The organism is Corynebacterium sp. CQ3829_602738 (assembly GCF_054478435.1).
Genome location: NZ_CM137003.1, coordinates 1,828,471 through 1,839,713, shown reverse-complemented (window position 1 = coordinate 1,839,713; position 11,243 = coordinate 1,828,471). Strand labels below are relative to the sequence as shown.

The following is an 11,243-nucleotide window of genomic DNA, read 5'->3' as shown; positions in this document are numbered from 1 at the left end:
ACGTAAGCAGGTTTCCACCGAGAGGAGCTTCACATGCGCGCTGTACGTTACTACGGCCAGAAGGACATCCGCGTCGAGGACATCGACGCCCCAGAGGCAGGCAAGGGCGAGGTGCTCATCGACATCGCCTGGTGCGGCATCTGCGGTACCGACCTCCACGAGTACCTGGAAGGCCCGATCTTCTGCCCGAAGCCGGGCCACCCGCACCCGATCACCGGCGAGGAGCCGCCGGTCACGCTCGGCCACGAGTTCTCCGGCGTCGTCGCGGCACTGGGCGAGGGCGTGGACGACCTTGAGGTCGGCCAGCATGTCGTCGTCGAGCCGTACGTGCTTCCCGACGATGTCGACCCGAAGGAGCCGGGCCCGTACAACCTCCACCCGGACGTCAACTTCATCGGCCTTGCCGGCGGTGGCGGCGGCCTGTCCGAGAAGATCGCGGTGCAGCGCCGCTGGGTCCACCCGATCAAGAACGACGTGCCGCTGGACGAGGCCGCGCTCATCGAGCCGCTGTCCGTCGCCCACCACGCATTCTCCGCCTCCGAGGCCGGCGAGGGCGACGTGGTTCTGGTCGGCGGTGCTGGCCCGATCGGCGTGCTCACGGCTGCCGTCGCTAAGGCATACGGCTGCACCGTGGTCGTCTCCGAGCTGTCCGAGCTGCGCCGCCAGAAGGCCCTCGACGCTGGTGTCGCCGACCACGCCATCGACCCGTCCAAGCAGGACCTGAAGGAAGAAATCCTGAAGATCACCGACGGCAAGGGCGTCGACGCAGCCTTCGAGGCAACCTCCGTCAACGTCGTGCTCGACCAGCTCGTCGATTGCCTGAAGCTCAAGGGCACCCTGGTTGTGGAGTCCATCTGGTCCAAGAAGGCCGAGCTGGACATCCACGCCGTGGTGATGAAGGAGCTGACCATCCGCGGCATCATCGGCTACGCCCACGACCACGAGCAGACCATCAAGCTCGTCGAGGAGGGCAAGGTCGACCTGAAGCCGTTCATCACCGGCAAGATCGGCTTCGACGGTGTCGTCGACGAGGGCTTCGACACCCTGATCAACCGCAACGAGACCGCCGTGAAGATCCTGGTGTCGCCGGAGCTCTAAAATGCTCGTATGAGCAATATTCTCTCCATCCAGTCCGCTGTCGCGTATGGCCATGTTGGCAACTCGGCAGCGGTCTTTCCTTTGCAGCGCATCGGCCACGAAGTCTGGCCGGTGTACACCGTGAACTACTCCAACCACACCGGCTACGGCGCGTGGGGCGGGCCGATCATCCCCGCCGACGACGTCTCCGCGGTGCTGAGCGGCATCCGCGACCGCGGCGCATTCCCGCTTATCGACGGCATCCTCACCGGCTACCAGGCTTCCCCCGAAATCGCCGACGTGATCGTTGGCACCGTGCGCGACATCAAGGCGGAGAACCCGGACGCGCTCTACACCTGCGACCCGGTGATGGGCTCGGCGACGTCCGGCTGCTTCGTCGCCGACACCATCCCGCCGCTGTTCCGCTCGACGATCGTGCCGGCCGCCGACATCATCACCCCGAACCAGTTCGAGCTGGGGTACCTGACCGAGCGTGACGTGACCGACCTCGATTCCACCCTCGCCGCCGTCGACGCCGCCCGCGAGATGGGCCCGTCCACCGTGCTGGTCACCTCGGTAAAGCGCCCGGAGACGCCTGAGGACGCCATCGAGATGATCGCCGTCGACGATAACGGCAAGTGGATCGTGCGCACCCCGCGCCTGCCGTTTAAACGCAACGGCTCCGGCGACGTCACCGCGGCGCTGTTCACCGGGCACTACCTCCGCGGCCGCGACGCGAAGGACGCGCTGGCCAAGACGGCGTCGTCTGTGTTCGACCTGCTGCGCGTGACCCTCGAGGCAGACTCGCAGGAGCTCAAGCTCGTCGAGGCGCAGGACTACTACGCCAACCCGCAGCTCCAGTTCGAGGTCGAGGCCCTCTAACCGTTTTCAGGCATGCCGATGTGCCCGCCCTTTTGGGGCGGGTTTTCGGTGTGTGGTTAGTCGAAGAGCAGTTCCATCGCGCCCGGGGTGGTCATTGGGACGCGGGTGCCGTTGGGTGCGACCCAGTAGATGCGGGCGTTCGGGTTATCGATGTAGCCGAACGGGCCTTGCCTGTTGTCGGCGTTGACCCCGTTGTGGAAGGGGCACAGTTCGGCGAGGTTGTCCATGTTGGTCATTCCCCCGTAGCGCCAGGCATTGATGTGGTGGGTTTGGGTGGTCTCTGCGGAGTGTTTGCAGTCGGGAAACGCACATCGCGGGCAGAGTAGCTTCGACATGACCTTCTGTTTCGCGTTGGCGCAGCGCTGACCGCAGTACAGGTTGACGGGTCCTTCCTGGGGGTGGAACGCGGCGACTTCGAGTATGTCGCCGAATTCGTGCTCCATGTATTCGGCACCGGTCATGGTGGTGCCGTCGGTGCAGATCAGGGTGACTTCATCGGCGTGGCCTGATTGGATGCGGGCCCAGTCGGCGATCGGCACCAGGATGATCGGCCGGAAATTCGCCTTCGGCACGCCTTTGCCGTCGCGCAGGATCCCGATGAGGGTGTGGGCCATTTGGGCGGCGGCGGGGTCGTCTGCGTCGATGAGTTTGCGCAGCAGGTGCTCCAAATCTGCGAGGTCGCGCTCGTTGTAGGTCAGGATCATGGTGCGCATGCCCGCCTTCGAGCGGGAAAACCTGCACGACGGTGGGGCGGGTTTGACGGGTTGTTTGATCAGCCGTTTGATCCGCTTGGTCAGTGCCCTGTACGAGCCGCGGTGGCGCACCAGGTCGAGGCGGATGCGCCAGCGTTCGGCTGCGCCTTCGACGGCGAGCAGTTTCTTCTCGATGTGCACGAGCTGGTCGATAGGTAAACCCTCGGCGGCGGCGAGGGCGTCGCGTTGTTTGCGGGTGAACTGGGTCGGCCCGTAATACGCGTGGTGCACCCGGGCCAAATCGCGCACCCGGCCGGTGGACAGGCCGGCGGCCATGGCCACGTCGCGGTCGAAGTCGGCGAGTATGGAGACGCCTGCGGAAACAAAGTCAGTGAAGTTCATGGCCTGAAAGCTATGGCGGCACCGCAACCCCCAACACCAGACCCAAAACGAAATCTGTGGATAACCCCCGCCAAAAGACCCCGCCACAACACGGTTGTCCACAGCGAAACCACTCAGGGGTTGACAGGTAGAATCCCAGGCCATGAACGACTTCCCCGATTTCCCGGACGATCTGCCCCGAGAGGCCAGCGCGAACGACGTCGAGCGCGCCGACGCTGGCGGCTTCACTGACACCCCGGAGGGCTTCAGGTCGGGGTTCGTCAGCTTCGTGGGACGCCCGAACACCGGCAAATCCACGCTGACGAACGCGCTGGTGGGGGAGAAGATCGCGATTATGGCGGATCAGCCGGAGACGACCCGTCACCCGATCCGCGGCGTGATCAACCGCCCCGACGCGCAGGTCATCGTCGTGGACACCCCGGGCATCCACCGCCCGCGCACGCTGCTGGGCGAGCGCCTCAACGACGTGGTCAAGGACACCTTCGCCGACGTGGACGTCATCGGTTTCACGGTGCCTGCGGACGAGAAGATCGGCCCCGGCGACCGCTACATCCTGGAGCAAATCCGCGAAACCAAGCCGAATACGCCGATCGTGGGCATCGTGACCAAGCTGGACAAGGCCGGCAAGGACACCGTCGGCGAGCGCCTGCTGGAGCTGCACGAGTTGCTCGGCCAGGACGCGGAGCTGGTGCCGGTGTCGGCAACGCAGCAGATTCAGGTGGATACGCTGCTTGACGTGCTCGTCGATAAGCTTCCGCAAGGCCCGCGTTTCTACCCCGCGGGCCACACCACGGACGAGGACATGGAGACGCGCATCGCGGAGCTCATCCGCGAGGAGGCGCTGCGGGGGCTTCGCGACGAGCTGCCGCACTCCGTCGCCGTCCAAATCGACGAGATGATCCAGGAGGACCGCCGCGTCAAAATTTACGCCGTGCTCTACCTGGAGCGCCCGGGCCAGAAACGTATCATCGAGGGCCCGGACGGGCGGCGCTTGAGCGGCATCGTGCACCGCGCCCGCAAGCAGATCATCGAGCTGACCGGGCAAAACGTGTACCTGGACGTGCGCGTGAAGGTGCTGAAGAATTGGCAGCAGGACCCGAAGGCGCTGGGCCGGCTTGGCTTCTAAGGCCCCGCGCCCGAACTGGCGCGACCGCGCGTTTGTCGTGCGCACCTACGACTTCGGGGAGGCGGACCGGGTCGTCGTCCTGCTCACCAAGAACCACGGGCTTATCCGCGGCGTGGCCAAGGGGGTGCGCAAGGCGAAGAGCCGCTTCGGGTCACGGTTGCAGCCGTTCGTGGAGGTCGACGCGCTGATCTACCCGGGCCGAGGCCTCTCGGCGATCGCTTCCGCCGACACCGTTACCTACTACGGCGCCCGCATCATCGACGACTTCGACCGCTACGCCGCCGCCTGCGCCGTGATGGAAACGGCGGAAAAGCTCAGCTTCGACGAAGCCGACCCCGCGCTGTTCGCCCTGGTCCAGGACGCGCTCAAAAACCTGCAGACCAACCAACACCCCACGATGGTCCTCGACGCGTTCATCCTGCAGGCCACCGAGCACGCCGGCTGGGGCCTAAGCCTGTTCAACTGCGCGAACTGCGGCGCGCCCGGCCCGCACAAGGCGTTCAACGCCACCGTCGGCGGGGCGGTGTGCAACAACTGCCGCCCGCCGGGCTCCATGGACGTCCACCCCGAAACGCTGCACGAGATGTGGCTGATGGAGAGGGGCAGCGAAGTGCCGTCGATACGCGTGGCGCAAATTCACCGCGCAACCGTGGCGCACCTGCAATACAACCTGGAAACCGGGCTGAGAAGCTTCAAGATTATGGAGCAGGCATAATTGACGCCCATGGGCGCACCAAGAATTGACAAAAAGTTCATCCCGAAGCACATCGCGCTGGTGATGGACGGCAACGGCCGTTGGGCGCAGCAGCGCGGCCTCAAGCGCACCGAGGGGCACAAGGTGGGCGAGGAGAAACTCATGGACGCCGTCGACGCGTGCATCGAGCTCGGCGGCGTGGAGTGGCTCTCGGCGTACGCGTTTTCCACCGAAAATTGGAAGCGCAGCCCTTCCGAGGTGCACTTCCTGATGAACTTCACGCGCGAGGTGCTGCGCCGCCAGCGCGACGAGCTGCACGCCAAAAACGTGCGCGTGGTGTGGTGCGGGCGCCGCCCAAAGCTGTGGGGCAGCGTCATCGAAGAACTCGAGGTCGCCGAGGAGCTGACCAAACACAACACGGGGCTGACGTTGGCCATGTGCGTCAACTACGGCGGGCGCGCGGAGATCGCGGATGCGGTGCAAAAGCTTATCGACGCTCACGTGTCCACCGTCGACGAAAAAACCATCGCCCGCTACCTGTACCGCGCGGACATGCCGGACGTGGACCTGTTTCTGCGCCCGTCGGGGGAGCAGCGCACGTCGAACTTCCTCATCTGGCAGTCGGCGTACGCGGAGATGGTGTACCAGGACGTGCTGTTCCCGGACTTCACCAAGGAGGACCTGTGGGACGCGGTGCTGGAGTACGCCAAGCGCGACCGGCGCTTCGGCGGCGCGGTGGACAAGTTCGACAGCTAGCGCTTGGCCTGGCAGGCGCGGCACACGCCGTAGATTTCGGCGTCGTGGCCGACCAGCTCGTAGCCGTAGTGCGAGGAAATGACCTCGGCCCACTTCTCCACGGGTCCGCCCTCGATTTCCTCGCTGCGGCCGCACTCGGTGCACACCAGGTGGTGATGGTGGTGGCCGGATAAGCAGTCGCGGTAGAGGGTTTCGCCGTCGGGGGACTGCAGCACGTCCACGGCGTTGACCTCGGCAAGCGACTGCAGTGTGCGGTAGACGGTGGTGAGGCCGACGGACGCGCCGTCGTCAAGCAATTGCTCATGGATGGTTTTCGCGGACGCGAACTTGTCCAGCCCCCGCAACGTCTCCACGACGGCGGCGCGCTGGCGCGTCATGCGCGGGCCCAGCTTGGGCACGGGGCGGGTGTGCGCCCGGCGGTTCGTTTGCGTCATACCATTGCAGTGTACCTAGTCGCGCACAGGCTTTGGAGTCTGCGGGGCGAGGCCGGGATCCACTTCGGGACGCACGTTCGCCGGCGGGTCGACGATCGCCGCGCCGATGGAGCCGCCGGAGCTCCCGCTGTTTTCCCGCCTGCGCTTGCGCAGCTCGGCCAGCTCGTCCTTGGCCTCGGTGAGTTTCTCCAGCGACGCCAGCTCGTGGATGATGCCGATGATGTCCGGCTGGTCCAGCGCGTAGAGCACCTCGCGGCCCTTTCGCGACGACGACACCAAACCCGCCGAACGCAGCACCCGCAAGTGCTGGGAAATCAGCGGCTGCGACTTCTCCAACTCGGTGACAAGCTGATGGACCACCTGTTCTTCCTCGGCCAGGAGCAGCAAAATCTCCAGCCGAGTCTTCGAGTCCAACACTTTTACAAGCGCAGCGGTGCGGTCTAGATCCTCGTCCGCCAGCTTTGGAAGGTCCGCCAAATTGTAGCGTTCGCTCACGGCGTCCCCTTTCCTCAGCGCCAATGGGAAACAGATGATTCGTTCAGAATACAAGAATGCCTAAACAGAGTGGGACTTATGTCCAAACTGGGCGGGTGACCGGAGGCGTCGTAAGGCGGGCTATGCTGTTGACCGTAATTTGCACGCACTTTCCCACCAGGAGATGTTGATGCCCGCATCAAAGATTGAGACCGTCGTTAACCTGTGCAAGCGCCGCGGACTGGTGTACCCGGCCGGCGAGATTTACGGCGGTACCCGCTCCGCGTGGGACTACGGCCCGCTCGGCGTGGAGCTGAAAGAAAACCTCAAGCGCCAGTGGTGGAAGCACATGGTGCAATCCCGCCGCGACACCGTCGGCGTGGACACCTCCGTCATCCTGCCCACCCGTGTGTGGGAAGCCTCCGGCCACGTCGAGGTGTTCACCGACCCGCTCGTGGAATCGCTGTACACCCACAAGCGCTACCGCGCCGACCACCTCCTCGAAGCCTACGAGGAAAAGCACGGCCACCCGCCGGCAAACGGCCTGGCGGACATCAACGACCCGGAAACCGGCCAGCCCGGCAACTGGACCGAGCCGAAGGCGTTCTCCGGCCTGATGAAGACCTACCTGGGCCCCGTGGACGACAAGGAAGGCCTGCACTACCTGCGCCCGGAGACCGCGCAGGGCATCTTCGTGAACTTCAAGAACGTGATGACGTCGTCACGCATGAAGCCCCCGTTCGGCATCGCCAACACCGGCAAGAGCTTCCGCAACGAGATCACCCCGGGCAACTTCATCTTCCGCACCCGCGAGTTCGAGCAGATGGAGATGGAATTCTTTGTCAAGCCCGGCGAGGACGAGAAGTGGCACGAGTACTGGATTGACAACCGCTACAACTGGTACGTCGACCTGGGCATCAACCCCGACAATCTGCGCCTCTACGAGCACCCGCAGGAGAAGCTGTCGCACTACTCCAAGCGCACCGTCGACATCGAGTACGCCTTCGGCTCCACCGGCTCCAAGTGGGGCGAGCTCGAGGGCGTGGCCAACCGCACCGACTACGACCTGAAGACCCACGCCGAGGCCTCCGGCGAGGACCTGAGCTACTTCGACCAGGAAAACAACGAGCGCTGGATCCCGTACTGCATCGAGCCCGCCGCGGGCCTGGGTCGTGCGATGATGGCGTTCCTCATCGACGCCTACGACGAGGAAGAAGCCCCCAACGCCAAGGGCGGCACCGACACCCGCGTCGTGCTGCGCCTGGACCGCCGCCTCGCCCCGGTGAAGGTGGCCGTGTTGCCGCTGTCGAAGAAGCCGGAGCTGTCCGGCCCGGCTGAGGAGCTCGCGGCGAAGCTGCGCCAGCACTGGAACGTCGACTTCGACACCTCCGGCGCGATCGGCCGCCGCTACCGCCGCCAGGACGAGACCGGCACCCCGTTCTGCGTCACCTACGACTTCGACACCCTGGAGGACCAGGCCGTCACCGTGCGCGAGCGCGACACGATGGAGCAGGAGCGCGTGCCGCTGGCGGAGCTGGAGTCCTACCTGGCCGCCCGCCTGATCGGCTGCTAAATTTTCGCTCATGCATTACGTGAGCTGGGACCGCACGAACCGGGACGCGCCGAAGCTGCTGGCTGAGGACGGCCCGGACGTCCTCGGCGTGTTCGAGCACGACCGCGCGATCGTGTGCGGCCAGAGCTGGGATCTGACCGCGCACGCCGAATCGGGCGCTGTGGCCACGTGCGGCGGCGAGGACGTCGTGCGCACCTCCGACAGCCTGAAGCGCGCCAAGCGCATCGACGCTGTCGTGGACGGCACCTCCTTCGCCCTGATCCCGGAGACGTCCAAGAACTGGGTGGTCGAAGGCCCGGACGGCGAGAAAGTCGCCCAGTTCACGCAGGACCACAACGGGGTGCGCAAGGCCATCCTCGAGTTCGAGGGGGAGACGCAGCTGCCGCCCGTGCAGGTCGCCGGCCTGGCGTGGCTGTCGCGCTGCGTGCTGGAGGCCCGCAAGATGGCCAATTCCAACGCGTTGATTGCCACGCTGGTGTTCCTGTCGCTGTTTGTCGTGGTGGTGGCAGTGCTGTGATCTGGCAGGGAGCTTCGCTTATCGACGACCAAAGGTCCATCGCCGAATCCACCCCCGACACCGTTACGGTGGGCGAGATCGTTTTGAGAATTACGTCCGACAACCCGGCGAAGTTCCGCGCCTTCGACGTTGCGACGAACGAGGAGTACCTGCTGCGCAAAGCCGGGTTCACGGTGTCGCGCTACGCCGCGAATTGCGCTGGCCGCCGCTACACCCTAAACCGCTCGGGCTTCGACCTGTTGTCGGGTGCGATCACCCCGAAGCGCGAGATCCGCGACGGCGCCGGCGAGCTCATCGCCGTGACCCGGGGCTTCCCGTCCGGCGAGCTGGGCGTCGACGTGGCGGAGCCGACGCTTCGCGCCGACGGGTTCGACGAGATCCAGCTGGTGGACCTCGCCTTCATGACGTGGGCGCTGACCTTCGTCGACGCGCCGGCGCGCCGCACGCGCTACTGAGCCTCGGACGGCGCGCCGCTGCGGACCCGCTGTCCATTCCCGCAAACCCTGAGTAAGCCCTCCAGAGTATGCCCGTTTTTGGGCCATACTCTGGGTTTGTTGCTCTGGGTTTGTCGGGTGGGGCGGGGGAGCGGCGCCGGGAGCAGGCGGCGTTGGAGCCGCCTAGAAGGTGCCGCCGCGGTTGGAGGGGCGCCCGCCGGAGAACCCGCCGCCGCCTCCGAAACCACCGCCGCCAAAGCCGCCGCCTCCGCCGAATCCGCCGGAGAGCATCGAGCCCCACAGCACGGCGCTGGCCAGCGAGTCAGCGGTCTGGCGGTTGCGCTGGGCCTGGTAGCGGCGCAGGTCGTCGTTCGCGGCGGCCTCGGCGCGGCGCGCGGTGTCGGTGGCGGCGCGTGCGGCGTCGATGCCCGTGCGGGTGTCGCGCACGCGCAGCTGGTGGGCCTGCGCGTACTGGCGTTTCGCCTCCGCCAGCAGGGTGCGTGCGTGTGAGCCGATGATGCGGCCGCGGGACAGGATCAGGTCCTCGGCGCGCTGGATTTGGGCGCCGGCGACTTGCATTTGCTGGTCGAAAAGCTGCAGCGCGCGGGACTGGTCGCCGGCGATGCCCTTCGCGCGGTCCAGCGCGGCGTCGATTTCGGCGTCCATGCTGGTCAGCTCCTGGTAGAGCGCCAGCGGGTCGGACTGGTCGCGGTCGCCGATCTCGCCCAGCATGCGTTGGGCCTTGGCGGAAACGGTGTCGAGCGAAGTGACGTCGATAGGCGCGCCCTGCGCACGAGCCCCCTTGACTTGCTCGATTTCGCGCAGCTCGCCGCGGATCTCGTCGATCAGCGCGGGCAGGTTGGCCTTCGCGGCGCGGATGTTGTCCTCGGCGTGCTCGATGGCGGCGAGGTTGGTGTCGGAGACGTTGACGGCGCGGGTGGCGGCGGCCAGCGTGTCCAACAGCGCGCCCTGGCGGCCGGCGGGCTGGTCCGCCAACGTGCGCGCCTCGCCGAGGGCCTTTTCCGCCTCGTCCAGCGACGCTTCGGCGAGGTCCACGTTGTCCACGATGGACTCGAGGATCTGCGCCGGGTACTCGCCCTTAAGCTGCGCCAGCGTCGCTCGCGCGGGTTCCAGGCGCGCCCGGATGTCCACGGTGCGCGCAAGCACCTTCTCCACCTCCTCGGGCGCGCGCATGAGCACGCCGCGCATCTCGTTGAACTCGGTGGTTTTGTCGCGCAGCGCCTGCTCGGCGCGTCCCGAGGAGGAGATGATGTCCACCAGCATCGCGCGTTTTTCGGGCTCGGTTTCGGGGATGGCGTCGTACAGCTTCTGGTGCGTGGCAAACGCGCGCTGCAGGGTGGTGGTGGCCTCGTTCATCGCGGAGGTGAACGGGCGCACGCGGTCCGCGCCGAACTCGGCGGTGGCCAGCTCGAGCTCCTGTTTGCCCTGGGTAATCGAGTCGTCGGCGGAGACCAGCGCGTCGCGCGCGACCTCCTCCAGCGTCGGCGTGGGCAGGCGCCCCAGCGAGTCGGTGTCCGCCGGGTCCAGGGCCTTCGCGGACTCGATCTGCTTGGCTTGCTGCTTCTTCGAGCCCTTGCGCGTCGCCGCGTACACGCCGCCGCCCGCCAGCGCCGCGACACCTAGGCCGCCCGCGAGCCAGCCTGCGCCATCGCCTGACGACGAGCTCCCGCCCGCCACCGCATTCACCGCATTCAACGCGGCCGAAGACCAGTTCATCTCGGACAGCTGGGCGTGCGCGGCGGAGTTCATCCGGTCGATCTCGGACTGGGTCCACTCCTCGCCGCCGCCGACGTTATACAGCCGCTCGTCCGGCGAGATCGCCAGCACGGCGGTGTTGGAGCCGTTCGCCGCCACGGCCTTGTCCACCCATTCGGGCGGGGTGTACTGCCCGAACGAGCGCAGGAACACCACGCGCACGGACTTGCCCTGGGTCTTGCTGACCTCCTGGATCGCGCCTTCGATCTCGGCCAGTTCGTCGGCGGAGAGCACTGCGGCGTCGTCGGTCACCGGCTGCGTCAGCCGCCCCGGCTCGAGGGATGCCTTGGTGGCGGTTGCTTGGGCCTGGATGAGGGTGGGCGGAGCTTCCGTCGCAAAGCTGGGTGCGGCGGCGACAAAAAGGCCGCCGGACACGGCGAGGATGCGCAAGTAACGGCTAGTCATG

The 11,243-nt window shown here is 66.3% G+C and carries 12 protein-coding genes; 8 read left to right on the top strand and 4 right to left on the bottom strand.

What is annotated here, in order from left to right; genetic code table 11:
• Positions 1-33: 33 nt before the first annotated feature.
• Together ACX1NL_RS08855 and pdxY are read left to right on the top strand one after the other, a co-directional pair.
• Positions 34-1,098, top strand: coding sequence for a 2,3-butanediol dehydrogenase (locus ACX1NL_RS08855; protein WP_181888879.1), 1,065 nt, complete (start codon positions 34-36; stop codon positions 1,096-1,098).
• A 9-nt stretch (positions 1,099-1,107) separates the two neighbouring features.
• The gene (gene pdxY, locus ACX1NL_RS08850) at positions 1,108-1,959 is read left to right on the top strand and encodes a pyridoxal kinase PdxY (RefSeq protein WP_239306275.1); all 852 of its coding nucleotides are present in this window, start codon (positions 1,108-1,110) and stop codon (positions 1,957-1,959) included.
• A gap of 56 nt (positions 1,960-2,015) precedes the next feature.
• Here the strand turns inward: pdxY and ACX1NL_RS08845 are convergent, their stop codons facing one another.
• Complete coding sequence (locus ACX1NL_RS08845) at positions 2,016-3,053, bottom strand: HNH endonuclease signature motif containing protein (RefSeq protein ID WP_458897938.1); 1,038 nt, start codon at positions 3,051-3,053, stop codon at positions 2,016-2,018.
• A 142-nt stretch (positions 3,054-3,195) separates the two neighbouring features.
• On the opposite strand from ACX1NL_RS08845, the gene era reads away from it, so the two are divergent.
• The 3 genes from era to ACX1NL_RS08830 are packed head-to-tail and all read left to right on the top strand — an operon-like array spanning position 3,196 to position 5,629.
• Positions 3,196-4,179: a GTPase Era gene (gene era, locus ACX1NL_RS08840; RefSeq protein WP_458897937.1), complete on the top strand. Its 984-nt coding sequence runs from the start codon at positions 3,196-3,198 to the stop codon at positions 4,177-4,179.
• Positions 4,169-4,894 (top strand): DNA repair protein RecO, encoded by a 726-nt coding sequence (gene recO / locus ACX1NL_RS08835; RefSeq protein WP_458897936.1) that lies wholly within the window; start codon positions 4,169-4,171, stop codon positions 4,892-4,894. The genes era and recO overlap by 11 nt, the downstream gene beginning before the upstream one ends.
• Positions 4,895-4,903: 9 nt before the next feature.
• Entirely contained in the window at positions 4,904-5,629 is a 726-nt protein-coding gene (locus ACX1NL_RS08830) for an isoprenyl transferase (RefSeq protein ID WP_458897935.1), read from the top strand.
• On the opposite strand, the gene ACX1NL_RS08825 is transcribed toward ACX1NL_RS08830, so the two are convergent.
• Together ACX1NL_RS08825 and ACX1NL_RS08820 are read right to left on the bottom strand one after the other, a co-directional pair.
• Positions 5,626-6,063, bottom strand: a complete 438-nt coding sequence (locus tag ACX1NL_RS08825) for a Fur family transcriptional regulator (RefSeq protein ID WP_458897934.1) — start codon at positions 6,061-6,063, stop codon at positions 5,626-5,628. The two genes, ACX1NL_RS08830 and ACX1NL_RS08825, sit on opposite strands and share 4 nt — an antisense overlap.
• Before the next feature lie 15 nt (positions 6,064-6,078).
• Positions 6,079-6,558 (bottom strand): ArsR/SmtB family transcription factor, encoded by a 480-nt coding sequence (locus ACX1NL_RS08820; protein ID WP_239356418.1) that lies wholly within the window; start codon positions 6,556-6,558, stop codon positions 6,079-6,081.
• A gap of 169 nt (positions 6,559-6,727) precedes the next feature.
• Between ACX1NL_RS08820 and ACX1NL_RS08815 the strand changes: the two genes are divergently transcribed.
• From ACX1NL_RS08815 to ACX1NL_RS08805, 3 genes are read left to right on the top strand one after another with little or no spacing between them, the layout of a single operon-like run.
• Complete coding sequence (locus ACX1NL_RS08815) at positions 6,728-8,110, top strand: glycine--tRNA ligase (protein ID WP_458897933.1); 1,383 nt, start codon at positions 6,728-6,730, stop codon at positions 8,108-8,110.
• Positions 8,111-8,120: 10 nt separating this feature from the next.
• Complete coding sequence (locus ACX1NL_RS08810) at positions 8,121-8,627, top strand: hypothetical protein (RefSeq protein WP_458897932.1); 507 nt, start codon at positions 8,121-8,123, stop codon at positions 8,625-8,627.
• Positions 8,624-9,082 (top strand): hypothetical protein, encoded by a 459-nt coding sequence (locus ACX1NL_RS08805; protein WP_458897931.1) that lies wholly within the window; start codon positions 8,624-8,626, stop codon positions 9,080-9,082. Before ACX1NL_RS08810 ends, ACX1NL_RS08805 begins: the two co-directional genes overlap by 4 nt.
• Before the next feature lie 162 nt (positions 9,083-9,244).
• On the opposite strand, the gene ACX1NL_RS08800 is transcribed toward ACX1NL_RS08805, so the two are convergent.
• Positions 9,245-11,242 carry a TPM domain-containing protein gene (locus ACX1NL_RS08800; protein WP_458897930.1) on the bottom strand — a complete coding sequence of 666 codons (1,998 nt, stop codon included), beginning with the start codon at positions 11,240-11,242 and terminating at the stop codon, positions 9,245-9,247.
• Position 11,243 lies beyond the last annotated feature (1 nt).

Coding starts and splice junctions, on each gene's coding strand:
- ACX1NL_RS08845 (WP_458897938.1), bottom strand. CDS start 3,053: ATGAACTTCACTGACTTTGTTTCCGCAGGCGTCTCCATACTCGCCGAC.
- ACX1NL_RS08815 (WP_458897933.1), top strand. CDS start 6,728: ATGCCCGCATCAAAGATTGAGACCGTCGTTAACCTGTGCAAGCGCCGC.
- ACX1NL_RS08800 (WP_458897930.1), bottom strand. CDS start 11,242: ATGACTAGCCGTTACTTGCGCATCCTCGCCGTGTCCGGCGGCCTTTTT.
- ACX1NL_RS08810 (WP_458897932.1), top strand. CDS start 8,121: ATGCATTACGTGAGCTGGGACCGCACGAACCGGGACGCGCCGAAGCTG.
- pdxY (WP_239306275.1), top strand. CDS start 1,108: ATGAGCAATATTCTCTCCATCCAGTCCGCTGTCGCGTATGGCCATGTT.
- ACX1NL_RS08830 (WP_458897935.1), top strand. CDS start 4,904: ATGGGCGCACCAAGAATTGACAAAAAGTTCATCCCGAAGCACATCGCG.
- era (WP_458897937.1), top strand. CDS start 3,196: ATGAACGACTTCCCCGATTTCCCGGACGATCTGCCCCGAGAGGCCAGC.
- ACX1NL_RS08825 (WP_458897934.1), bottom strand. CDS start 6,063: ATGACGCAAACGAACCGCCGGGCGCACACCCGCCCCGTGCCCAAGCTG.
- ACX1NL_RS08855 (WP_181888879.1), top strand. CDS start 34: ATGCGCGCTGTACGTTACTACGGCCAGAAGGACATCCGCGTCGAGGAC.